Annotated in this window: 20 protein-coding genes and 1 pseudogene; 15 read left to right on the top strand and 6 right to left on the bottom strand. The window is 48.9% G+C overall.

The window, feature by feature from the left end:
* Positions 1 to 32: 32 nt before the first annotated feature.
* Complete coding sequence (locus BZG23_RS05230) at positions 33 to 1241, bottom strand: IS256 family transposase (protein WP_069586691.1); 1209 nt, start codon at positions 1239 to 1241, stop codon at positions 33 to 35.
* Between the two features lie 62 nt (positions 1242 to 1303).
* Positions 1304 to 1438, bottom strand: a pseudogene (locus BZG23_RS16580) (IS256 family transposase); the annotation flags it as partial.
* A 329-nt stretch (positions 1439 to 1767) separates the two neighbouring features.
* On the opposite strand from BZG23_RS16580, the gene BZG23_RS05225 reads away from it, so the two are divergent.
* The 4 genes from BZG23_RS05225 (at position 1768) to BZG23_RS16845 (ending at position 3500) form a co-directional block, all read left to right on the top strand.
* Positions 1768 to 2538, top strand: a complete 771-nt coding sequence (locus BZG23_RS05225) for an RHS repeat domain-containing protein (protein WP_241837183.1) — start codon at positions 1768 to 1770, stop codon at positions 2536 to 2538.
* 9 nt (positions 2539 to 2547) lie between these two features.
* Positions 2548 to 2901 carry a hypothetical protein gene (locus BZG23_RS05220; RefSeq protein ID WP_077606350.1) on the top strand — a complete coding sequence of 118 codons (354 nt, stop codon included), beginning with the start codon at positions 2548 to 2550 and terminating at the stop codon, positions 2899 to 2901.
* Between the two features lie 319 nt (positions 2902 to 3220).
* On the top strand, positions 3221 to 3388 hold the full coding sequence (locus BZG23_RS16730) for a hypothetical protein (protein ID WP_241837182.1): 168 nt from the start codon (positions 3221 to 3223) through the stop codon (positions 3386 to 3388).
* Positions 3381 to 3500, top strand: coding sequence for a hypothetical protein (locus BZG23_RS16845; protein WP_338013042.1), 120 nt, complete (start codon positions 3381 to 3383; stop codon positions 3498 to 3500). The genes BZG23_RS16730 and BZG23_RS16845 overlap by 8 nt, the downstream gene beginning before the upstream one ends.
* Before the next feature lie 72 nt (positions 3501 to 3572).
* Here BZG23_RS16845 and BZG23_RS05210 read toward each other — a convergent pair whose 3' ends face one another.
* Positions 3573 to 4496, bottom strand: coding sequence for a hypothetical protein (locus BZG23_RS05210; protein WP_077606349.1), 924 nt, complete (start codon positions 4494 to 4496; stop codon positions 3573 to 3575).
* 519 nt (positions 4497 to 5015) lie between these two features.
* Here BZG23_RS05210 and BZG23_RS05205 point away from each other — a divergent pair.
* The 7 genes from BZG23_RS05205 to BZG23_RS05175 all read left to right on the top strand — a co-directional run bounded on the left by BZG23_RS05205 (position 5016) and on the right by BZG23_RS05175 (position 12977).
* On the top strand, positions 5016 to 6140 hold the full coding sequence (locus tag BZG23_RS05205; protein ID WP_077606348.1) for a hypothetical protein: 1125 nt from the start codon (positions 5016 to 5018) through the stop codon (positions 6138 to 6140).
* Between the two features lie 12 nt (positions 6141 to 6152).
* Positions 6153 to 7229 (top strand): HBL/NHE enterotoxin family protein, encoded by a 1077-nt coding sequence (locus BZG23_RS05200; RefSeq protein WP_077606347.1) that lies wholly within the window; start codon positions 6153 to 6155, stop codon positions 7227 to 7229.
* Between the two features lie 50 nt (positions 7230 to 7279).
* Complete coding sequence (locus BZG23_RS05195; protein WP_077606346.1) at positions 7280 to 8098, top strand: hypothetical protein; 819 nt, start codon at positions 7280 to 7282, stop codon at positions 8096 to 8098.
* A 16-nt stretch (positions 8099 to 8114) separates the two neighbouring features.
* Positions 8115 to 8342 (top strand): hypothetical protein, encoded by a 228-nt coding sequence (locus BZG23_RS05190; protein ID WP_077606345.1) that lies wholly within the window; start codon positions 8115 to 8117, stop codon positions 8340 to 8342.
* A 353-nt stretch (positions 8343 to 8695) separates the two neighbouring features.
* Entirely contained in the window at positions 8696 to 9673 is a 978-nt protein-coding gene (gene rluB / locus BZG23_RS05185; RefSeq protein WP_077606344.1) for a 23S rRNA pseudouridine(2605) synthase RluB, read from the top strand.
* A 200-nt stretch (positions 9674 to 9873) separates the two neighbouring features.
* Positions 9874 to 10773: an AraC family transcriptional regulator gene (locus tag BZG23_RS05180; protein WP_077606343.1), complete on the top strand. Its 900-nt coding sequence runs from the start codon at positions 9874 to 9876 to the stop codon at positions 10771 to 10773.
* A gap of 77 nt (positions 10774 to 10850) precedes the next feature.
* Complete coding sequence (locus BZG23_RS05175) at positions 10851 to 12977, top strand: TonB-dependent siderophore receptor (protein ID WP_241837181.1); 2127 nt, start codon at positions 10851 to 10853, stop codon at positions 12975 to 12977.
* A gap of 44 nt (positions 12978 to 13021) precedes the next feature.
* Here BZG23_RS05175 and BZG23_RS05170 read toward each other — a convergent pair whose 3' ends face one another.
* Positions 13022 to 13765 carry a YciK family oxidoreductase gene (locus BZG23_RS05170; RefSeq protein ID WP_077606342.1) on the bottom strand — a complete coding sequence of 248 codons (744 nt, stop codon included), beginning with the start codon at positions 13763 to 13765 and terminating at the stop codon, positions 13022 to 13024.
* Between the two features lie 125 nt (positions 13766 to 13890).
* On the opposite strand from BZG23_RS05170, the gene sohB reads away from it, so the two are divergent.
* From sohB to BZG23_RS05155, 4 genes are all read left to right on the top strand, one after another.
* Positions 13891 to 14943 carry a protease SohB gene (gene sohB, locus BZG23_RS05165; RefSeq protein WP_077606341.1) on the top strand — a complete coding sequence of 351 codons (1053 nt, stop codon included), beginning with the start codon at positions 13891 to 13893 and terminating at the stop codon, positions 14941 to 14943.
* Between the two features lie 99 nt (positions 14944 to 15042).
* Entirely contained in the window at positions 15043 to 15168 is a 126-nt protein-coding gene (locus BZG23_RS16840) for a hypothetical protein (protein WP_268794217.1), read from the top strand.
* A gap of 162 nt (positions 15169 to 15330) precedes the next feature.
* The gene (gene topA / locus BZG23_RS05160) at positions 15331 to 17961 is read left to right on the top strand and encodes a type I DNA topoisomerase (RefSeq protein WP_077606340.1); all 2631 of its coding nucleotides are present in this window, start codon (positions 15331 to 15333) and stop codon (positions 17959 to 17961) included.
* 142 nt (positions 17962 to 18103) lie between these two features.
* The gene (locus BZG23_RS05155; protein WP_077606339.1) at positions 18104 to 19027 is read left to right on the top strand and encodes a TIGR01212 family radical SAM protein; all 924 of its coding nucleotides are present in this window, start codon (positions 18104 to 18106) and stop codon (positions 19025 to 19027) included.
* Here the strand turns inward: BZG23_RS05155 and BZG23_RS05150 are convergent.
* Complete coding sequence (locus BZG23_RS05150; RefSeq protein ID WP_077606338.1) at positions 19014 to 22142, bottom strand: efflux RND transporter permease subunit; 3129 nt, start codon at positions 22140 to 22142, stop codon at positions 19014 to 19016. The two genes, BZG23_RS05155 and BZG23_RS05150, sit on opposite strands and share 14 nt — an antisense overlap.
* Positions 22135 to 23280 carry an efflux RND transporter periplasmic adaptor subunit gene (locus BZG23_RS05145; RefSeq protein ID WP_077606337.1) on the bottom strand — a complete coding sequence of 382 codons (1146 nt, stop codon included), beginning with the start codon at positions 23278 to 23280 and terminating at the stop codon, positions 22135 to 22137. Before BZG23_RS05145 ends, BZG23_RS05150 begins: the two co-directional genes overlap by 8 nt.
* Between the last annotated feature and the right edge of the window lie 736 nt (positions 23281 to 24016).

Raw genomic sequence — 24016 nt, 5'->3', positions numbered from 1 at the left:
GAGGGTGTTCATAGTTCTGTGTCACCCAACGTTTAAAGATCTACGTAGTCGTCGAGCCGCCCTTCGAAGTGGATGCTCAGTTGGGACAATGTCAGGTTCCAATTCTGCACCGGATGCGTCCACTTCTCTGACGCCTTCAACATACCTGCATACAGCAACTTGAGCAATGCGTTCTCGTTGGCAAAGCCACCCTTGGTCTTCGTCAGTTTGCGGAATTGGCGATGAACAGCCTCAACGGCATTGGTCGTGTAAATCGCTTTGCGGACCTGTTCTGGGTACTTGAAGTACACCGATAGATTTTCCCATTTGCTGCGCCACGACTTTATAACCAGTGGATATTGAGTACCCCATTTACTTTCCAGTTCATCTAACGCTTGCTCTGCGGCGTTTTGGGTCGTCGCGCGGTAAACACACTTCAGATCGGACATAAAGGCTTTCTGATTTTTGCTGGCCACGTACTTCACGCTGTTGCGGATCTGATGGATGATGCAAAGTTGAACCTCCGTCTTGGGATAGACGGTTTCGATGGCTTCAGGGAAGCCCTTTAATCCATCGACCGAGGCAATAAGGATGTCTTTAACGCCACGGTTTTGTAGGTCTGTCAGTACATTTAACCAGTAACGGGCACCTTCACTTTCTGAGAGATAAAGGCCAAGTAGTTCCTTTTTGCCCTCGATATTCAGCCCTAAGATTGTGTATAGGGCTTTAGAGACAAAGCGGCCATTTTCTTTGATTTTGTAATGGATAGCATCTAACCAGACGAAGGGGTAAACCGCCTCCAATTCGCGTTCTTGCCAGGCGCGTAGCTCAGGCACCAAACGGTCTGTAATGGCGTTTATCGTGCCATTGGACACTTCAGTCCCATACATCTCAAGAAGGTACTCACGAATGCTTTTGTAGCTATTCCCAAGTGCAAATAATGAGATGATATTACGCTCCATCTCATCGGTTAACCGAGTCTGATACTTCTTAACGGTCTGCGGCTCGAAAGAGCCGTTGCGATCACGGGGCGTGTCTAGTTCAAACGAGCCTGAAGCGGTTTTGATGGTTTTCTGAGAGACACCGTTTTTGCGGTTAGGCTGACCCTCTTTGGTCAGGTGCTCATCCATCTCAGCAGCCAAAGCAGCTTCGGTGATCTGTTTAATCAACGGCGTTAGCAGTCCATCTTTCCCGTTGAGGTCTTGTCCAGATTGCAGTGCCTTAGCAAAAGCTTGAATATCAATTTCGTATTTGTCGGACATTGATGTATCACTCCCTGTTGAGGGTTAACTATAGGAGTGACACAGACTTTTGAACACTACCTCATCTCAGCAGCCAAAGCAGCTTCGGTGATCTGTTTAATCAACGGCGTTAGCAGTCCATCTTTCCCGTTGAGGTCTTGTCCAGATTGCAGTGCCTTAGCAAAAGCTTGAATATCAATTTCGTATTTGTCGGACATTGATGTATCACTCCCTGTTGAGGGTTAACTATAGGAGTGACACAGACTTTTGAACACTACCCTTCGAAGTGAATGGTCAGCTGCGATTTCATCACGTTATAGTTCTATACCTGAGGTATCCACTTTTCCGGCACCTTTCACACGAGCGCTTACCGCGCCAAAGCGCTGCTATGACCGCGCAGGGCGTGTACTAGAAACCCTTAACCCACATTGAACTGCCCAACGGCACGCGGTATCGCTACCGCTACGACCCCTTTGGGTGACGCATCGCCAAAGAATGTGCGCAAAGCCAAACACAGACTTACTACCTGTGGGACGGCGCGCATAGTGTGCAGCAACAACAGGCCACGGCTGACGGGCAGGTGCTGCAACAAACCGAATACCTCTACGAGCCCGGCAGCTTCCGCCCGATGGCGCAAGTGACTCACCATAATCAAGGTAGCGAACTGTATTACATCGTGACCGACCACGCGGGCACACCCCAAGAGCTGTGTAATGAGCAAGGTGATATTGTCTGGCGGGGCGAGCAAGCGCTATGGGGCCATTACCATGGGCAATCACAACGCCACTGGCAACGACGCGAAGAAGCGGCTAACGACAGTATACAGTGTGATCTTCGCTACCAAGGACAACTCGAAGACCCAGAATCGGGCCTTTACTATAACGTAAACCGTTATTACGATGCAGACAGTGGCCAGTATCTTAGCCCCGACCCAATAGGATTTGCAGGTGGATTAAGGCCACAGGCGTATGTTGCCAACCCACTGGAGTGGGTGGATCCGTTGGGTCTGGCGGGGTGTAGCAGTAGTGGTAAGGCATTAGACGATCCACTCCCAAACCCTGCTCAACAGAAAAATATAAAACGTTTCAAGAAAAAGATTCCAGCGAATGCGAAAGAAAACATTCAATTTCATCAACTTCCAGATGATGGTATTGCGGTACAAGCTACATCTCCAGGAAGAGTACCCGGTTCTAAAGCTGTGTACGAAAAACAGATAAATTCTGCTGGTGATACAATTCAATATTCCAAGACAACATATGACCCTAAAGGAAATATTGTTCATATGAAAGATAAGTTGAATGCTGGTGTGTTTCCATAAGGATGAGTAATGAATAAGCGTTTAGAAACTGTAAAACATCTGGTGTCGCTCTCAAAGCCTCTAGATGAGTTATCCGAATATCTCTCTGAATTTTCATGGGACTATGAAGGAAAGCCTTTGATAGTAAAATCAATTGATATTATAAATGTATTGAATAGATATATATGTGGAGATATTAATGCTGACTCAGTTGAACAATGGGCTAATATGCTTGAGTGTAGGGAAGATATTGAGTTTGAAGAAGAAAAGATTGAGTGCGTTGTTTATAGCCTAGCTAACCCAGAGCTGGAAGGCCCAAATAGTATCGACTATTCTAAGACTCTTATAAATAAGCTTTCTCGGAACGATTTGACGGATAGCTAAGAAGAGGGGAGTTTGAAAAAGAAGGTGTTCATAATTTTGTCTCACCCATCACCCACCGAAGCCTCACCCCGCTCTTCGAGGTTGCTGACTAGCTGCGATAGCGTCACGTTCCAGTATTGCATTGGAGGTGTCCACTTTCTGATGCCTCCAACATACTAGTGCGCAGCGCCAAAAACGCCGCCATGACCGCGCAGAGCGTGTACTAGAGACTGGTCGTTTTCGTTTTCGTTACCGCTACGACCCGTTTGGGCGACGTATCGCCAAAGAATGTGCGCACAGCGACACACAGACTCACTACCTGTGGGACGGCGGGCACATTGTGCAGCAACAACAGGCCACGGCTGATGGGCAAGTCCTACAGCAAACCGAATACCTCTACGAGCCCGGTAGCTTCCGCCCGATGGCGCAAGTGACCCACCATGAGCAAGGCAGCGAGCTGCATTACATCGTGAACCGACCACGCGGGCACACCGCAAGAGCTGTGTAATGAACAAGGTGATATCGTCTGGCGGGGCGAGCAAGCGCTATGGGGCCATTACCACGGGCAATCACAACGGCACTGGCTCAGTCCTGTCAGATGTACTGCTGTGGAATATTGACTTCAGCGAGGCCAAATAAGGCCTCGCTGGTTAATATACTTCCGGAAAAGTGAAGATAAACCGATAATTGCATTATTGAGTTTTCTGACACATTGGCTGCCCACTGGAGTGATAAGTTTCGCACTGCCAGCTCTGCTTTCCATCAGAAATGGTCGTTCCGTTCACTTTCACTGTTTTCGCCGAAATACCCTTAAATGAGTAAGGTTCAATACCGGCAAACCAGACATAATGACCATCCGAAACAAAATTACCTTCAAGCACTTTAAGCGCTTTCATGTCAACGTCAGCAGGAAATTCCAGACTCCGCTTCCCTGCAATCAGAAACCCTTTTTTATCTGCGGCAGCATTAAAACTCAGGCATTTAAAACTAGATGCATCCACATCATTGCGTAGCTCGCCGGAGTAATAGCTTTTCCCATCAATCGTAGCCCAACCTCGACAGTCTTCAGAAATTTTCACCTGATGTTGATAGGGTATTTTGACCGTTTTTTCCGCTACATAGAAATAATTTTTTGCATCATATCCGTGCCCGTAGGCACTCTTAAATGTTTTACCGTCTGCGCCTTTCAGTACCTTGCCGCTAATCAGTAAAATTGTATTTCCATTTCGGTAAAACGGATGACTCAGAGCCTGAAAATGCTCCAGGTCGATATCTACAGTTTGCTTACACAAAGCGAATGATCCTACATTTGTTACAAGGAAACTGCCTATGATACGTGCAGAGTCCGTATCCAGCCCGGTAGGTAACTGCTCTGCATTACAATAATAATTTCCGGAGGAGTAGCCGACAGCAATGTCCTGCCCTTTATACAACAACTGAAAATCTGCGGCTTTGGCATTTGCTAACGGTTGTGCCGGACGATTACTGAATCGTTGATAGATGACATTTTTTTCAGCTGTTTTATACGGATAAATCGACTCTGCGTGAGCACTGAATCCACTGGTTGCTACTAACACAGCGACAACAGGCAATGACTTGAAAGTACGGTAATACATTGAAACCTTCAGATTGTTTATGGGGTCTAAGTCATTCAATCATTACATATAACAGCGCAATTGGTTTCTCATTTTTTACTGTTTTTGGGGCTTCTCCTAAAAACTGACAGGTACAAGGAGAAATTTTTGCTGAACAGACCATCACAAAATCCTCAATTCAAAACATAAGTGCATTACTGATAGATATCTTTGGTGCACTTGCGCGTATTACTCACCATATCCTTTGTTTTTTTCTTTGAGCCTCTATGCGTTTACTCTCTGCCGAACCATGATTTGTTGAGCTCGCTAAATAGAATTGTGAAACAAGTCGCTTAGCTACACGCTTAAAGTGCCGTGGTTGACACATTATCAGAATAAATGCCCAGTAAAGTGGGCAATCCGCTCTATGCTTCCATCTTAACTCTCCTGTGTTCTCGCGGTAGAACCATACAGTAGGAGAGTAGGGTGTGTTAGTGCTGTTTAAGCCAGAGTGCCTATGTGATTAACAGACTGTTTTTATTCCAGTTAGAGGGAAAAATAATGACGGGTGTGAATACTATCGATACGGGAGATGCCGGTTTGTTAGCAGCCTACTTGAGCGCTGCAAACCGTGGGTTGATAACACAAAAAAATGCTAACTTGCTTCTTAGCCAACAAAACTTGGCAAGCTTTGAGCTTAGCTCAGATTTGGCCGTGAAATCGAGCGCATTTCAAGAGGAGCTGAGGCAGCAAGCCAATCAATATCTACAGCTCGTGCTACCTGCTGTTATCACTACTTTTTCTAATGGATCGAATTTCTCTGCGTTAGTTGCGGCTGCACAGCGTGCTCTTCCCAGCAGCAACAGCGCATTACTTGCTCAAGCTGATCAGATTGTTCATACCTTAAGTGCTTTAACCACTCAGGCGCGTCTGTACGCTACTCATGCCGCAGGCTTATATGCTCAGGCCGGAGTGATGAATCAAGAGCTCTCCTATTCCAACAAGCAATATGACTTGGTTATCGCTCAGATAGAGCAGTCCGTCTCAGCTGACATTAAGCAGCAAACAGAAGCAATTGAAACGCTGAATCAAAAGATTGCGCAAAACATTCAAGGGATCGTCGACGGTGGCACCAAAGCGGGTGAGGGTGTAAATAAAATTGGTCAAACAATACTGGCCAGTATCGATGTGACAGATAAGAAGCAAGATCAAGACAAGGAAAAAGATAAAAAAAACGAAGATGAAAATAAATCGAAAGTCGACATGCAATATCTGATTGCAGGCTTGAATGGCATCTCTCAGGGAGCCAGTGAGTCTAGTCAATCAGTGAGAGGGCTTCGTACCAACAACGAAAAACTGGGTGTTTTGTACACACAGCTCGCCAAAAGCAACAGTTTGCTGTCTGTTGTTAAGTCAATTCAAGCTCAAAATAACCTGTTTGTGAAGGCATTTTCCCGCACTTATCAGGCATTGAGCGGGCTAGAAGAAAACTGGCAGAACGTTGAAAAGCAGTTTTCTAATAGCGCTGAAGTTGTTGCAACGGCTACCAACGAACAACAGGTTCAAGTGATTCGCGAGGCTTTGGAGGTAGGTGTAGCGCAGTGGAGCCTGCTTTCGGATCAAATGGACAGTATCAAAGCAATTTATGCCGGTATCCCCATGGTACATGGCATCACTCACGCGTAAGAGGACGAAAACATGACAGATACAGCAACTGGCGTTAATCAAGGAATGGCGCATCAAAGTTCACAAGCACTCCAAATTCAAAACTTTTGTAACAGTGTGCTGCAGCAGGTACCCGTTGATTTTTCTCAGTTCCCAAATTTGAAAGACAATGAAACGCAAATTAATCATGGACTAGATACGGCAAAAAAACATGCTAATTCTTATCTATCAGATATCCAGCCGCAAATAATTACCAATATTTCAAATATCTCCAATTACTATCAGCTTCATAATGCGATTCCAGCGGTACTTCCTAAGGGATCAACAAAACAAGAGTGGCTTAAGCAGTTGCAGGCACTTCGAGATCAAGCGCTGGCCTATCAAGAAACGTCCAAAGGGACAAAGTTAATCATTGTTGATCTAAATAATAATCTGATTACTGACTCGAAGAACTTTCAAGCCATTGTCGTTGATCTCAATTCAAAGGTGGAAGGGGATAATGGTGTTCTTAGTCAGTTGGACGGTGAAATCGACAAAATCAATGCCGCTATTGATGGCGCGATTGCGGGGATTGTTGCTGGTGGTTTATTGGTGATTGGCGGTGCGTTTGTCACTGCTATTGGGGCTGTGACTGACTTTGTCACCGCAGGTACATCTACTCCAGTTGTCATCGGCGGTGTTGCCATGATGGTTGCCGGGGCTGCAGGCATTACAGCTGGCTCGATTGTGTTGCATAACTCTCTTAATGCCCGTCAGGATTTGTACCAAAAGAAATCCAACCTGAAAGCTGAGGTTAACTTGGCTAGCCAAATTGGTAGTGGTTATCGAGGCTTGCAAGTTCAGGCACAAAATTCGGTAAACGCAGCCACTCAAATGGCTAACGCTTGGGATGCGCTAACTTCAGACTTAGGCACAATGATCGCTGATCTAGACAAAGGTATCACCAGCACAGATTCACTGCGCGAACTATGGCTGACGGCTGCCGATGGCACGGTTAAAACGGTGCTGACCGATGTGAACACGATCAAAGCACAAATGGCGGGTGTCAGCGAGCTTTCTGTCCCTAAAAATACCACCATTGCAGACTTCGTCGGTAATCTGGCTGCGTAAATCATGGCAAAGTCGGGAAACCGGCTTTTACCATCGAAAAGGAGACTCTCATGACAACGTCAACCAATGGCATTTTGTCTCAGGCGATTGCCAATATGCAGGCATCGGAGAAAATCATTCGTCAGTTTAGCGGGCTACCCAGTAATGCCATCGCCATTCAACAGAGTGTCGAGAACACCGTTACTGATATCCTGCCTCAAATTCAACAAATGCAGACGCAAGTCCTTTCGTTTGCTGAGTCACTTTCAGACGAGCTGAAAAAACAAATTGAATTAGTGGATACGGAATCGGCGGCGGCACTTCAAGCCTTTGTCAATGACATTCAGCAACAGGCTAAACCGACGCAACAGCTGGTTCAGGAGAGCTTGCAACAAACTCGCAATGCCAACGCCAGTATCACACAAAACATTCAGGCGCTGGAAAAAATCAGTGTGCAATTAAAGGCGAACATTGCTGGCTTGCAGTCTAATTTGCAGGGTGAGCAACAGGAGCTAGATGCGTTAAATAAGAAAAAATACTATCTTCTTGGGTTGGGTGTTTTTGGTGCGCCTGGACTGATTGCGTTGGGCGTATTGATATCTAAAGCGCAAGATAAGGTGCATGGGCTCGAATCGCAGATAAAAAACTGCCAGACACAGATCAATCAACAGCAATCGTTTTTGATGCAGACCCAGCATTTTAACCAAGACTTCAGCGACCTTACAGATAAGGTGAGTAAGGTGGGCAATGCGTTGAGTTTTGTCATTGGCGACGTAAACAATATTGCTGGAGACATCGAACACGACGGCATCACTGATCGTAGTCAAATTAAGCTGTATTTCACTGCGGCTTCTCAGGAGCTAAAAAGCCTCGTTAACGACGCTTCTTAATAGGGAGGAGACAAGCATGGCAAATTATATGGTACAAAGTATGAGTTCTGATAAAACCATACCCATTACTTACTACCGTAAGCAGAGTCAACCGCACGTTACCCACCAGGAGTCCGAAGCCTTTACTCGCGACGCAATTGATAACTATGCGGAGTTTAATCATTTAGAATTAAATCAGGTGGTTGCAGGGCATTATCGTAGCTCTCAAGGTGTGCCGACCAGTGGCAAGGTTTACGAAATATAGAGGATTTGCGCTTCTCAACGCATTTTCAGGCCGGTCAGGTTGGTCACGATGCCAAATGACCGGCTCTATCAGGATGAGTGATGCTTTAGGTCAGTGTTTGATGGCGCATCAGGTTTCTTACGAGGTGTATTTTAGTTACCAGCGAGAGCATATCTTTTCTTCTCCTCCTCGTGACTCTGCTTTATAATCCTTGCTGATTACAAAAGTGGCTACATTTATGGCTACAAAACGGGATATAGACCTACTAGAGTACGTTATTCTGACAAAGTGGGGTTTGTAGCTGCTTGCTTTTATTAGGTTGTGAGCTGCTAAATTTGATTGACGCCTGTGAAGGCGACAGTAAGGTAAAAAACATGAGCGAAAAATTACAGAAGGTGCTAGCGCGTGCTGGCGTAGGTTCACGCCGCGAAATGGAAGGATACATTCAAGCCGGCCGGGTGAGTGTTAATGGTGCCGTCGCCAAACTGGGTGACCGCCTTGATGATCCCAGTGCATTGGTGCGTGTTGATGGTCATGCGGTGCAGCTTAATGCGCCTTCTGAGTCTGTGTGTCGCGTTCTTGCATACAACAAGCCAGAGGGTGAACTGTGTACGCGAAGCGACCCAGAGGGGCGTCGTACGGTATTCGATCGCTTGCCCAAATTGAAAGATGCGCGCTGGGTAGCGGTTGGCCGTTTGGATGCCAATACCTCAGGCTTAATGCTGTTCACTACCGACGGTGAACTAGCGAATCGTTTGATGCACCCAAGCCGCCAAGTGCAACGTGAGTACATGGTGCGTGTGTTTGGTGACGTGAACGAAGATATGGTGAAAAACCTTGTTCACGGCGTAGAACTAGACGATGGCGTGGCGCGCTTTGAAGATGTCGTTTATGCGGGCGGCGAGGGGATGAATCACACTTTCTATGTGGTGATTACCGAAGGGCGCAACCGTGAAGTGCGTCGTTTGTGGGAAACCCAAGGTGTGACCGTAAGCCGTTTGAAGCGTGTACGTTACGGCGATATCTATCTTGAAAAAGATCTGCCGCGTGGTGGTTGGCGTGAGATGGATCTGAAAGAAGTGAATTATCTGCGCGAAATGGTAGAGATGAAGCCAGAGTCGCAAACGGTTATCACGCCAGATGATCAAAAGCGTAAAAAGTCGCGCCAGAAGATCCGTCGTGCAGTACGCCGTTACGAAGAGCGCATCGATAGCAATGATAAGCCGAAGAAAACACGTCAGGCTCGTCGGGGTAACGCACCTGCGGCAGGGCCGAAAGGCGGAAGCCCGAAAAAGGGCAATCAGCGCTCGGGCGCGCCGCGTAGTAAAGGCAAACCAAGAACGCGTAAGTAAGTCTGCGTGATGTTCGCTAAAGCCCGGCCATGTGCCGGGCTTTCTATTTCTGTGTGACGCTCTAACTCGTCGCGCTCACTATAACAGTTGCAGCCTTATTATCCGTCGTATCGGTTGGCCTCTTTCATTTCAGTTATGATAATGATTATTGTTTGTGTTATCTTGGAGTTTATTTACAATTTTGTCGATAAAAGGATGTGATGACAACGGCATTAGCACCAGAGCAAACCGCACGCTTTGATCGTATCGAGCGGGTTCTAGACTTTATCCACGCAAACCTTGACCAACCGCTTTCTGTCAGTGAATTGGCCGCTCACAGCTGCTGGTCTCGCTGGCAATTGCAGCGCGTGTTCTCGGAACAAACGGGCGTGAGTGTGGCGCATTATGTGCGTGAACTCAGACTTAGCTATGCCGCCAAACAGTTGCTCTCTCGGTCCGATAGAGTGATTGATATCGCGCTGTCGTTTGGGTTTACCTCAGAGRCGAATTTTTCCCGCGCATTTCGTCAGCAGTTCGGGGTGAGTCCTCGTACGTATCGCCAGCGGGGGGTGATGGATGGTATTCGAACACCACTGCATATTACGACACTGGCGACTCCCAATCCGTCTTGGCTGTCGGTGCACATTCAAACGCGATCATCGATCACGCTGGTAGGGCAGACGTCGCCTATATTAGGCTTGTTTGCACCTGAGCCCGATTTTACTGACGTGGTGCCTAAGCTGTGGCGTGATGCGCACGAGGCTGGGTTGATTGATGTTGGTCAGCCAAGCATTGGTGCGATTGATGTGGCCAGCGCTGATACACTTCAAACCCCGTTACCCTACCTCGCCGGTCAGCAGCAAGACGCGCTGCCAATCCCATCTTTAGCCACGTGGACGGTGCCAGAGGCGACCTATGCGGTGATTACGCATTTGGGACCCGTGAGTGAACTGCCTAAGACCTTGCATACCTTTATCTATCATTGGTTGCCTGCCTCAGGGTACCGATGCACGGATGGTATCGAGCTTGAAGTCTATCCGCCTGGATATCAACCAGAAGCCGATGACGCGGTAATGACGTACTGGATCCCGCTGGATTGTCATCATCATGCACCAAAATGAACAGTATTCACCATGCACACCTTTAAAATGCGAATGATTCCGTTTTACGTTTAATTTGCATTAAGAGGAAAATCATCATGGATATGGGTTGTGCACGCGTGCAGCAGGTTGCCAGATGGCGACTGTCCCCGTTAGCGATGGCGGTCATGGGGAGCTTGATGCTGCCATCAGCTTATGCCGACTCGCAACACGCCGAGATGGAAACTATACAAGTCTTAGGCGACACCTACCGCAATACGGCCACTAAAACAGTACTGGCACCAGAAGAAACGCCTCAAGCGGTCACTGTCATCGACCGAGAGGCCATCGAACAGCGTCAAGCCAGTTCACTAAGCGAAGTGGTGCGTTACACACCGGGTGTAAATACTGAACTGCGGGGTGGGGCCGTCACGCGACTCGATCTCTTTAATATTCGTGGTTTTATCAACTATCAGAACTTTTTTGATGGTCTCGCGGTACCTTACAACACCTGGAATTTACAGCCACAAATCGATCCGATTGCGATTGAACAAGTGGAGGTGTTTAAAGGGCCGACGTCGGTGTTATACGGGAATATTCCACCGGGTGGGATGGTGAATATGATCGCCAAGACGCCTAAACAAGAGGCGGCGCACCGTGTGACGATGAGCACCGACTCTGATGCACTGCGTGAAGTGTCTGTTGACAGTACTGGTGCGATTTCTGACACTCCATTGGCGTACCGGATGGTGGCGCTGGCACGACAAAAAGATGGCCAAGCGGGCGATTCAGAAGAAGAGCGTTATGTCGTCGCCCCATCGCTAGATTGGCGGGTGTCGCCAGATACGTTGGTGAACGTTAATCTTTATTACCAAGCGGATCCAGCGGCGGGCATTTATACCTCATTGCCGGCCAACGGCTCGGTATTGCATAGTGACCAAGGCAGCCTTTCTAGCGATAGCTTTTCCGGTGACAACAACTGGAATACTTATGATCGTGAGTTTCTGATGCTGGGTTACAAGGTGCAGCACCAGCTCTCATCAAACTGGTCGTTACTGCACTCGGCACGCTACACAGATGCTGATTTGCTACAAAAAAACATGTATCACCAAAAAAGCGATGACGGCCGCCACTATCCGCGAAACGCTTACTTAACCGATGAAACAATGGCGGCTTGGGTGGTCGATACACAGCTTTCTGGTGATTTGAACTGGGGGTCGGCACAGCACTACACCTTGTTCGGTATTGATTATCAAGATATGTCTTCCGACGTTGACTATGACGATACGTTGGCGAATGTGGTGCCGGATATTGATATTTTCGATCCCGATAATAACCAGGTTAACCCCGACTCACTCAGTTTTGCTTACCAAGAAGACCATGATATTGAAGTGACACAGACTGGCCTCTATGCCCAAGATCAGATCTTGTGGAACCAATGGGTGTTGCTCGCTGGGGCACGTTACGACGAGTACGAGTTAAAAGATGACAAGCAAACCTTAAGTAGTGCCTCAGAGAAAAACATTCGTCACTATAATCTGGCATTCCGTGCCGGTGCGATGTACCAGTTTGACAACGGCATTTCCCCTTATCTGAGTTACTCAGAAAGCTTTGAACCAACCGATATGGATAATCGGGGTAATGTGTTTGACCCTTCCACGGGTAAACAATGGGAAACCGGCCTCAAGTACTTGTCGCTAGACGGTAGTACGGGCGTCAACGTGGCGTTGTTCGAGCTTAAAAAGCAAGATGCGCTGGTGAACGATCCCAATGACTCGTATGCAAAAATCCAAACCGGTGAAATTCGCTCTCGTGGCATAGAGGTCGAATTTAATCATGCACTTAGTGTAGAGACGGATGTGGCCTTAACTTATGGCTATATTGACATGGAGATCACGGATGACCCTAACCTAGAGGGCAAGACCCCAGTTTGGGTGCCAGAGCAAACCGCCAGTGCCTGGTTGAATCATCAAGTCAGTGCGGGGACACGCGTGAGTGTGGGCGCACGTTATGTGGGTGAGTCACAGGGTAACGCAACCAATACCTTTACAGTGCCCGACTATACCGTGTTTGATACAGCGGTGAGTTACGATCTCTCGCAAGCATCATCGTCGCTATCAGGTGCAAAAGTGTCCCTATCTGCGACAAACTTATTCGATAAAACCACTTACAGCTGTTTTGATGAGTTGAACTGTTGGTATGGTGATGAGCGAAATGTCAAGGCAACACTCAGCGTTGACTTTTAACCCACCATCTAGCAAAGCGCCCCCAGTGCTGGGGGCGCTTTTGCTTAACGTTTTGGCTGCGCATCAATGCACTGACCATGCTCCTTAATGCCCTCTGGCGCCATGAGGTACAGATAGAGCGGCATAATATCCAATGGTGTTTTCAGTGTTTCTGGATCTTCCCCTGGGAAAGCGCTCGCACGCATACTGGTGCGGGTACCACCTGGGTTGATCGCGTTGACACGTACTTTGGTATCAGACATTTCATCTGCCAGCACTTGCATCATGCCCTCGGTCGCGAATTTAGAAATCGCATAGCTGCCCCAGTAAGCACGCCCTTGGTGGCCGACGGTGGAGGTGGTAAACACCACGCGGGCATCATCAGACTTTTTCAACAATGGCAACAGGGCTTGCGTCATCAGCATGGTGGCTTTGACATTCACTTGCATCACATCGTCATGTGACTTTTCGTCAATTTGATCGAAAGGGCTGAGCACACCGAGAAGACCGGCGTTGTGCAGCACGCCGTCCAAGCGTCCAAATTGCTGCTCAATCGTATCTGCCATATCCAAATAATGCTGACGCGTGGCACCCAGCATATCTAATGGGATAATCGCAGGTTGCGGTGCGTCCATTGCTTCAATTTCATCGTATACTGCTTCAAGTTTTTTCACGGTGCGGCCGAGAAGGATGACGGTGGCGCCTTTCTCTGCATAGCTAAGTGCGGCTTGGCGGCCAATGCCAGCGCCCGCACCGGTCACCAAAATCACACGCCCGTCAAGCGCGTTTGAGCTTACTTGGTAGTCCACGATATAAATCCTTATTTATTGTTAAACGTAGATTATTGTAAGGTTGCGGGTAAGGTGTGACAACCAAGTGCGTGATGTACGGTTAACGRCATTGCCAACATAGCGACAAAAAAGAGGATACAACATTGGATTTCATTGCGGATTATGGGCTTTTTCTGGCAAAAGTCGTCACTTTCTTATTAGCGGCATTTGTATTGGTCGCTTTAGTGCGCGCCGCGAGCGACAAAGGGGGGCAAAAAGGTAGCCTAAAGCTCACTGACTTAACTGAGCGGTTTAAGCATTATCGTCAATCGCTAGAGCAGCACTTGTACAATGAATCGTCGTTAAAAGCGCGAGAGAAAGACGAGAAAAAAGCCAAGAAGAAAGAAGAAAAGGCGCAAAAAGCCGCAGCCAAAAAGCAAAACGAGCGATCGGCTCAACGGGATCCACAATTGTTTGTGATCCACTTTAAAGGCAGCATCGATGCCCGCGAAGTGGAGGCGTTGCGAGAAGAAGTCACAGCGATTTTGTCGGTAGCAACCGAACAGGACGAAGTCTTGGTCAACGTCGAGAGTGGCGGCGGTATGGTGCATGGCTACGGCCTCGCGGCGTCTCAGCTGGCACGCTTCCGTCAAGCAGGCGTGCCCTTAACCGTGGCGGTCGATAAAGTGGCGGCAAGCGGCGGGTATATGATGGCATGCGTCGCGGATAAGTTGATTGCAGCGCCGTTTGCGATCATTGGCTCGATTGGGGTGATTGCCCAGCTACCCAACTTTAACAAGTTGCTTAAGAAGAACGATATTGAATTTGAGCAGCTGACCGCCGGTGAATTTAAGCGCACGCTAACCATGTTTGGTGAAAACACTGACAAAGCGCGCGAGAAGTTCAAAACGGAACTGGAAGAAACCCATGGCCTGTTCAAGGCGTTTATCAGCGAATACCGCCCGTCTCTTAATGTCGATAAGGTTGCCACCGGTGAACACTGGTTTGGTAACCAAGCATTGGATCTGGGATTGATTGATGAGGTCTGTACCAGCGACGAGTATTTGTTCCAGGCGGCGAATAACGAGCGAAAAGTGCTGTCGGTGTCTTACCATCAGCGTAAAAACATTGCTGAAAAGCTTGCTGGCGCATCCGCGGAGGTGGCAGATCGTGTGCTGCTAAAATGGATTAGTCGTGGTCAGCGTCCGTTGGTTTAACTCACTCCCCGAGTGCTGCCTGTTAGCGTTGGGCGATAAACAACGGAAGGAAAATAGGGGTAACAGGCGCACGATAATGAGCGAAATAGCCATAATAATGTGAGCCAAGCCAAAGATTACCGCATCCATTTAGCTATTTTGCGTGCGGCAATGGTAATGATTAGCGCGTTTTTGCCGGAAACCGGCATGAAGAACAATCGGGATATTACCATCACAATTGCTTAACAATTGTGGAAGGGACGAGCAATCAGCGTGTTTTGCTGCGAATTTAGTTGATATTCGGCTAGACTCGCTCAATATTGTAAACAGATAGCGGCACTCCGGCATGGAAGTGCAACGCAACGAATTTTCGACAGTTTTAGCGCAAAGGGCGTCAATTAGGTCATTATGGGCAAATCTCTCGTCATCGTGGAGTCCCCAGCAAAGGCGAAAACGATCAATAAATATCTCGGCAAAGACTTCGTGGTGAAGTCGAGTGTCGGACATGTTCGTGACTTGCCAACTGGAGCGWCGCAAGGCGGTAAAAAGGCCGCACCTGTGTCCACGAAAGGGCTCAGCGCCGAAGAAAAAGCGCGCATTAAAAAAGAAAAAGAACAGAAGGCRCTCATCAACAAGATGGGCGTTGATCCTTACAATGGCTGGCAAGCAAAATACCAAGTGTTGCCCGGTAAGGAAAAAGTCGTCGCCGAGCTTAAGTCACTGGCTGAGAAAGCCGACAACGTTTATCTCGCAACGGATTTGGACCGCGAAGGGGAGGCCATTGCTTGGCACCTGCGCGAACTCATCGGTGGTGATAACGACCGCTTCAAACGCGTGGTCTTTAATGAGATCACCAAAAATGCGATCACACAGGCGTTTGACGCACCGGGTGACGTCAATATCGACGGTGTCAACGCACAGCAAGCGCGGCGTTTCCTCGACCGTGTGGTGGGCTTTATGGTCTCGCCGTTGCTATGGAAAAAAGTGGCGCGAGGCTTGTCGGCCGGTCGTGTGCAGTCGGTCGCGGTAAAGCTGCTTGTTGAACGTGAGCATCAGATAAAAGCTTTTATTCCCGAAGAATTTTGGGATGTGCACGCCGACACGCTCACACCGAAAGAGCAGGCGTTGCGACTGCTCGTGGCGCAACAAAATGGCAAAGCCTTTAAGCCGAAAAATAAAGATGAGGCAATGGCGGCGGTGTCGGCGCTTGAGCACGCCAGCTTTGTGGTGCGTGATCGCGAAGATCGCCCCTCAACGAGTAAGCCCTCGGCGCCTTATATCACCTCAACATTGCAGCAGGCGGCAAGCACGCGTCTCGGCTTTGGGGTGAAGAAAACCATGATGTTGGCGCAACGCTTGTATGAAGCCGGCTATATCACTTACATGCGTACCGACTCGACCAACCTCAGCAAAGAAGCGGTCGAAGCGGCTCGTGGCCATATTGCCAGCGAATACGGTGAGAAGTACTTACCAGCGTCGGCGAACGTGTATGGTGCCAAAGCCAATGCCCAAGAAGCGCACGAGGCCATCCGGCCTTCTGATGTGGGTGTCAATGCCAGTGATTTAAAGGGGATGGACCCTGATGCGCATCGTCTGTACGACTTGATTTGGCGCCAGTTTGTGGCCTGTCAAATGGTACCGGCAAAATATGACTCGACGACCTTGACGGTCGATGCGAGCGATTACACCTTGAAAGCAAAAGGACGCACACTGCGCTTTGACGGTTGGACTCGGGTACAGCGTCCTTCTGGTAAAAACGAAGATCAAACCTTGCCAGCGGTTGAGGTGGGTGAATCACTGACACTCGACAAGCTTGATCCGAAACAACACTTTACTAAGCCACCCGCCCGTTATACCGAAGCGGCCTTGGTCAAAGAGTTAGAAAAAGCGGGCATTGGTCGTCCATCGACGTACGCGTCTATTATTTCCACGATACAAGACCGCGGTTATGTGCGAGTTGAAAACCGTCGCTTCTATGCTGAGAAAATGGGCGAGATTGTCACTGATCGTCTCAACCAAAGCTTTGCCGATTTGATGGACTATGACTTTACCGCTCGTATGGAAGCGTCGCTCGATAAAATCGCTGAAGGTCAAGCTGACTGGAAAGCGGTGCTTGACGATTTCTTTGCTGACTTTACCGCTGAGCTAGAGCAAGCGGAGCAGGATGAAGACGAAGGCGGAATGAAGCCCAACTACATGGTAATGACAGATATCGACTGTCCAACCTGTGGACGTAAAATGGGGATTCGTACCGCATCGACTGGGGTGTTCCTCGGGTGTTCGGGCTACGCATTACCACCGAAAGAGCGATGCAAAACCACCATCAATTTGATGGATGAAGATGGCATCGTCAATGTCCTCGAAGAGGACGTTGAAACCGCTGATCTACGGGCGATGAAGCGTTGCCCGATTTGTGAAACGGCAATGGACTCTTACCTCATTGATCAGCATCGCAAGCTGCATGTGTGTGGTAATAACCCGAGCTGTGAAGGTTATGTAGTTGAAAAAGGTGAGTTTAAGCCGAAAGGCTATGATGGGCCTGTGGTGGAGTGCGACAAATGTGGTAACGATATGGTGCTGAAAAATGGCCGGTTCGGGAAATACATGGGTTGCACTAACGAGGAATGTAAAAACACGCGTAAGATCCTCAAAAATGGTGACGTAGCGCCACCGAAAGAGGATCCGGTGCACTTCCCAGAGCTGCCATGTGAAAACTCGGACGCCTACTTTGTGCTGCGAGATGGTGCTTCTGGCCTGTTCATGGCCGCGAGTAATTTCCCGAAATCTCGCGAAACGCGTGCACCGCTGGTGGAAGAGCTTCACCGCTTTAAAGACCGCATTTCGGACAAGTTTAAATACCTTGCCGATGCCCCGCAGGAAGATCCCGATGGACGTCCTACAGTGGTTCGTTTTGCACGTAAAACAAAAGAGAATTACGTGCGCAGCGAGGAAGACGGTAAACCAACAGGCTGGTCAGCCTTCTTTGTTGACGGTCAGTGGGAAGTCACTGATAAGCGCAAGAAGAAAGCCAAAGCCTAATCGGTATACCCGCCAACGACTAAACCCGCCACCAAGGCGGGTTTGTTGTTTTAGGACAAGCTCGCTCTTGCTTGATCCGCACCAATATCTCCTCAACAACAGTTGTTAGAATCTCGCCTTTGTCTTTTATCGCTGAGGCGTCATGGAGCTGCACCAACTCGTCAATACACTTGGCCAAGATTTAAAACACCGCTATGGCGAACGCGTCCATAAACTCACTTTGCATGGTGGCTTTAACTGTCCAAACCGCGATGGCACGCTCGGGCGAGGAGGCTGTACCTTTTGCAATGTCGCGTCGTTTTCCGATGAAACCGCGCAGCACCAATCCGTTAGTGATCAATTGCGCCTACGCGCCAAAGAAGTAGACCGAGCACGTCGTTATCTGGCGTATTTTCAAGCCTACACCAGTACATATGATGAAGTAGAGCGATTAAAGGCCCTGTACGAGCAAGCATTAGCGCGTGAAAACATGGTCGGACTGTGTGTCGGTACACGGCCAGATTGTGTGCCTGACCAGGTGTTAACGCTGCTGGCGGACTATCGTCAACAAGGGTTTGAAGTCTGGCTGGAGCTTGGTTTGCAAACGGGGCATGATAAGACGTTGAAGCGCATTAATCGCGGCCATGATGTGGCGGTGTACGAGCGAATCACCCGACAAGCACGTGCGCTCGGCATCAAAGTATGCACGCATTTGATTGTTGGCTTGCCTGGTGAGGATATCACCGACCATCAAACAACGATTGACCGTGTCGTGAGCACAGGCACCGATGGCATCAAATTGCACCCTTTGCATATTGTAGAGGGCAGTACCATGGCGAAAGCGTGGCGGGCGGGACGTCAAAGCGACATCACGTTAGACGCCTACGTTGACAGTGCCACGATGATGATCCAGAGAACGCCCCCTGACGTGGTGTATCATCGCGTGTCTGCGAGCGCGCGCCCACCTACGTTACTGGCCCCTTCATGGTGCGAAAACCGCTGGCTAGCGATGACGGCCATTGCTCACCAGCTGGACAAACATGGCGCACAAGGCGCTGCGCTCGGAACTGCTTTTATTGCGCGTTAGGCTCTGACGGTGATGAGGAAAGGCCGGGAGTAAGTCGGCGCAGCAGTTGTCCAATATCTTGCAACATCAGATATAAACAGGGCACCAGAAACAGCGTCAGCAAGGTGGCAAACATCACCGCAAAGCCAAGTGCAACGGCCATTGGGATCACAAACCGCGCTTGCAGGCTGGTTTCAAACATGATGGGTAGTACCCCAGCAAAGGTGGTGATAGACGTCAGTGTGATCGCCCGAAAGCGGGCACAGCCTGCGTCGATCACTGCTTTTTTGATCGCAACTCCCGCATTGCGCGCTCGATTAATATAATCCGTCATCACCAGTGCATCGTTGACCACCACCCCCGCGGCGGCAATCAAACCAAAGGTCGACATCATACTTAAATCGATATCAAACCAATAATGTCCCCAAATGGCCCCCGTCAAGCTAAAAGGGATCACCGACATAATAATCAGCGGTTGCGTGTAGCTTTTTAAAGGCACGGCTAATAACGCATAGACCACAATCATGCCGGCGACAAAGAACAGCATTTGTTCATCTTGCTGTGCCTGCTGCTCTTCAATTGAGCCACTGAGTTCACTGGTAACAGCCGGATAATCGGCTAAAACTTCAGGGATCACCGATTGTTGAATCGTCTCAACCACTTGATTGGGTTCGACTAACTCTTCATCAATTGCCCCATAGACATAAACCGTTCTAAATCCTGCTTCGCGGCGCAGGCTACTCACACCGGGTTGTTGCTCCAGTTTCACCACATCGCCCAACATGACTTGTTGACCGGCTGGGGTGGTGATCACGGCATATCGCAGTGATGAAAATGCTTCCCGCGTTAATTTGGGGTAACGCACCATGACTTTTATTTCTTCACCGTCACGGATTAGGCGTTGGGCTTCCCCGCCATAGAAACTCCCTCCTACCTGTTGAGCAATGGTGGTGAGATCCAGCCCCAGATCATGAGCCACGGGCGTGAGGGAAATGAGCACTTCCTGACTGCCTGAATCGATGGATGAGGACACATCGAAAAGACCCGCTTGCTGGTTAAGGCGCGACATTAAAGCACGTCCGGCCGCATTGAGTGTGTCGATGTTGGGCCCAAAGAGGAGAAAGCCAAACTCATCACCTTGCTCTCCACCATTCACGTCATCTTGAATGGTGAGTTTTTTAACTCCTGGGATCTCCGGCATCGCCTCACGCCAGCGCCGCGACAGTTCGAAGGTGGTAAAGGGGCGCAATGTATCATCGACTAAAGGGATCACCAGTTGTCCCGAGGTTCGCCCTTCATTAAATACGAGCGTGTCTTGCACCATGGCTTGGCCCGTCTCGGCTTCTGTGGCGTTATCGACGCGGTAGACCATGCCTTCAATGGCTTTGAGTGCGGCAATGGTTTGCTCACTCGAGGCGTTATTGTTCATCTCAAGGCGAATATTGGGAAAATCATGCGGGACTTTGGGCGTCGGCACCATACGCACGTGGCTGGCAACCACCAACGAAATACTGATAGCTAATAAGGCAACAAACAATGCGAAAGCCGACCAGCGCCAATGTACCGCGAAGGTGACGGCGCGGCGGTATGGTCCATTGACAAAGCGATGGAATTGCCGATTAAAACGCGAGCGGAAGCTATTTGATTTTGGCGTGGAAAAGTGGGTGTGCGCCAAGTGAGCGGGCAAAATAAGCTTCGACTCTACCAAGCTAAAGATGAGACACAAGATGACGATTGACGCGATGCCAAAGAAAAAGGCGCGTTCAGGGCCGCTCGACATGATAAAAGGTGCAAAAACGGCAATGGTGGTGAGCACGCCAAACGTGGCAGGGGTGGCAACACGCTGCGCCCCGGCGACAACGTTTTGAATCCCACCGCCTTTGTGTTCCACTTCGGTATAGACACTTTCACCGATGACGATCGCGTCATCGACGACGATCCCCAGCACCATAATAAACGCAAACAGCGAGACGATGTTGATGCTGACGCCAATCACTGGCATTAACATGACCGCACCAAGAAAACACACAGGCAAACCGATAAGCACCCAGAGAGCAAGTTTAAAGCGCAAGAATAATGTGAGTAGCAAAGCGACCAGTACAGCACCTTGTAATAAGTTTTTCAGCATCATATCAAGGCGTGCATTGAGGTAGTGTGTCATGTCGACCACCGATTTGAGCGCGAGCCCGGCGGGCAATGCTGCGTTTTTATCTTGTATGTAACCTTTGACTGCATCAGCGACAGTGACCATGTTTTCGCTCGCTGTGGCGTTCACCGAGAGAAAAATTGCGTTCTGTCCCGAGTACTTAAAATAGCGTTCGCCCTCTGTAAAGCCATCTTTAATCGTGGCAATATCCTGCAGCAATAACTGACTGCCATTCGGGCCGATTTTGATTGGGATCTGGCGAAATTCGTCACCGCGATAACGCTGGTTCTCGACGCGAATTGCAATCATGCCGCTGTCGGTGCGCACTTCACCGGCAGAGAAATTGGCAGAATAGCGGGCAATGGCATCACTCACCTGATTGAGCGTGAGGTTATACTTGCGCAGAATACGTGGCGCGACTTCGATGGCAATTTCGTAGGTGGGGGCACTAAGCTCTACCAAGGTGACGTCTTTAAGCTGGAGGAGTTCGTCCTCAATATCCTGTGCCGCGCGCTTAAGTTCAGTCAGTGGCTTATTGCCCACCACTGCCATACGAATGACTGTTTGGCGAAACTCCACTTGCGCAACGTTAAGTGGCTCCATCGACGCAGGAAGATTAGACAGAGCGTCGACTTCTTGTTTGACCCTATCAAGTACTTGGTTAAGATCTTCGCCAACATCCACTTCGATTTCTACTTGGCCAAAGCCACGCCGCGCGGTTGAAACCACTGATTCAATGCCAGTGACATCTTTAATGGCCTCTTCGACTTTAACCAGAATACTTTCTTCGACCTCTTGTGGAGATGCCCCCGGATAGTCCGCTGTAATATGGATATAGTTGATCTCGATGTTAGGGAACATCTGGCGTTGAATGAAAAAATAACTGGCCACCCCCATAACCAGAACAAACACCATGATCAGGTTCGCAGCGACAGGGTTGTGGGCGAAGTAGGCAATGATCCCGCGCGAGTGTGCGTCAGTGTTACTCATCGTCGCCCTCCGTTGATATCTCGGATGCCAGCCGTACTGTCATGCCTGGCTCTGGGAACTCTGGCGGTGTCGTAACGACTTGGTCATTCGGTGTCAGTCCCTGATCGGCGTAGATATATTGACCTTCGGTTCTTACGACACGCAGAGTGCGAGGGGAGAGTTCTCCGGCTTGATCAACCACCCACACTTGACGGTTATTGATTATAGACTGGGGCAGTTTGAATACGCGCTCTAACGTCTTTCCTTTGAAGGTTGCTTCGACATAGCTGCCAAAAGGAAGAGCTGGCTGAGCCGATTGAATGCCATATGGGTCGTCAAGGCGCACTACCACTCGCATCATTCGCGTACTTTGCTCGACGATGCCTAGATCGCGCACAAGCTTTGCCTGGCGTTGAATCGGTTCGCTGCCGTTGCGAACTAAGTACACATCAGTACCTGGCAATGGCTTGGGGAGAAAAAGGCTATCGAAGCCAGCAATTGGCAGATGGATCTCCGCAGCTTCAACGCTGTTAAGCGTGCCTACATGCGTCCCGGCGCTGATGTATTGGCCGGTACCGATGTCGCGTGACACCACGAGAGCATCGTAGGGGGCCGTCACTTGGCAGTTGTCTAAATCGCGTTGTGCACGCCTTAATGCTGCTTGTGCGGATTTTACCCGGGCTTTTGCACTGAGTACTTGTGGCTTGCGTAAGTAGAGATCGGTGACTTGTGAGGGAGGAAGGCTTTTTGCCTGACGTTTTGCCACTGCCGCTTGGGCTTGTTCTTCAATTAGCGCTGCTTTGGCGCTGGCCAGATCGGCCTCGGCAGTTAACACTGCGGCTTGATAGTTATCTGACTCAATGGAAAGCAGCACCTCGCCACGCTTAACAATGCCACCGGCAACGAAGTTTGGATGCCAAGTAACCACTTCACCCGACACTTGGGCAGAAAGCTGCGTGGTTTCTAACGGGGTAACTTCGCCGTGGGCCCGCAAGAGCACTTGGTGTTGTGTGGGCTGCACAACGCGTGTTTCAACAATCGGCGGTGGCGGTGCCGCGTCACCTTGTTGGGGGGCGGACTCTGTGGCCGCGATGGCGGTATAGCCGAGATAGCCAAGACCGAGAATTATAAGGGGTAAAAACCAACGTAGTCCTTTCATTAATGCCGGGATCCTTTTTCGCCATGGCGTGGTGATATGTTGCGCTATAGGGTGAGCTTAACGCTTCATTGACTAATTTATCATGCGAATTTGCGGATTGAGTGACAGGTCAACCTAACTTTTGATGCGCATCAGTTTTTCTATAACGGCGAGTACGGCTCAATATGCAACAGCGATCGTTGTGCGGTGATGCAAAAAGCCCTCAATCGCGAGACAAGGCTTTGTCGCGGGGGAATACCGATGACGAAAACATAGTTTAAGTCGTAGTTATTTTTCATAACAAAATTACATAACTCCTAAATTTCATGCGTTTTTTTGCCGTTTTTGACGATAAAAAAACCTTTTTTATGTAAAAAAAGACCTTTCCTTATCCATTTCCTTCTCGTTAATTTCGTAATAAAAATAAGTTGTATGGTTTTTGTCGTTTTTGACGTGATTTTCTATCCATATTTTATGATATTCATTTCATATTATTTGCATGAAAGTACTTGCCTGTGGGTGCTGTGACTTTGGGGTTTTTATTTAACGTATTGTTTTTAAAGGTTTTTGTTTTTTTGGCGGATAAGATCTATGTCATAAAACGGTCAAAAACATGCTCTAGTTCATATTATTCGCATTAAAAATTAAGTCGTGATTGATATTTTTCTTTGCGTAATTAGTCTGAAGGTGTGGTTACACGAAATGTGTAAGCAGCGGGGGAAAGCTGAAATACGTTTCTCAGCTTTCAAATCGGTTT

The sequence above is a fragment of the Salinivibrio sp. ML290 genome (assembly GCF_001995695.1).
In the GTDB taxonomy this organism is placed as follows: Bacteria; Pseudomonadota; Gammaproteobacteria; order Enterobacterales; family Vibrionaceae; genus Salinivibrio; species Salinivibrio siamensis.
This window is presented reverse-complemented; position numbering and strand designations above follow the sequence as displayed.

Coding starts and splice junctions, on each gene's coding strand:
- BZG23_RS05230 (WP_069586691.1), bottom strand. CDS start 1,241: ATGTCCGACAAATACGAAATTGATATTCAAGCTTTTGCTAAGGCACTG.
- BZG23_RS05220 (WP_077606350.1), top strand. CDS start 2,548: ATGAATAAGCGTTTAGAAACTGTAAAACATCTGGTGTCGCTCTCAAAG.
- BZG23_RS05210 (WP_077606349.1), bottom strand. CDS start 4,496: ATGTATTACCGTACTTTCAAGTCATTGCCTGTTGTCGCTGTGTTAGTA.
- BZG23_RS05205 (WP_077606348.1), top strand. CDS start 5,016: ATGACGGGTGTGAATACTATCGATACGGGAGATGCCGGTTTGTTAGCA.
- BZG23_RS05200 (WP_077606347.1), top strand. CDS start 6,153: ATGACAGATACAGCAACTGGCGTTAATCAAGGAATGGCGCATCAAAGT.
- BZG23_RS05195 (WP_077606346.1), top strand. CDS start 7,280: ATGACAACGTCAACCAATGGCATTTTGTCTCAGGCGATTGCCAATATG.
- BZG23_RS05190 (WP_077606345.1), top strand. CDS start 8,115: ATGGCAAATTATATGGTACAAAGTATGAGTTCTGATAAAACCATACCC.
- rluB (WP_077606344.1), top strand. CDS start 8,696: ATGAGCGAAAAATTACAGAAGGTGCTAGCGCGTGCTGGCGTAGGTTCA.
- BZG23_RS05175 (WP_241837181.1), top strand. CDS start 10,851: ATGGATATGGGTTGTGCACGCGTGCAGCAGGTTGCCAGATGGCGACTG.
- BZG23_RS05155 (WP_077606339.1), top strand. CDS start 18,104: ATGGAGCTGCACCAACTCGTCAATACACTTGGCCAAGATTTAAAACAC.
- BZG23_RS05150 (WP_077606338.1), bottom strand. CDS start 22,142: ATGAGTAACACTGACGCACACTCGCGCGGGATCATTGCCTACTTCGCC.
- BZG23_RS05145 (WP_077606337.1), bottom strand. CDS start 23,280: ATGAAAGGACTACGTTGGTTTTTACCCCTTATAATTCTCGGTCTTGGC.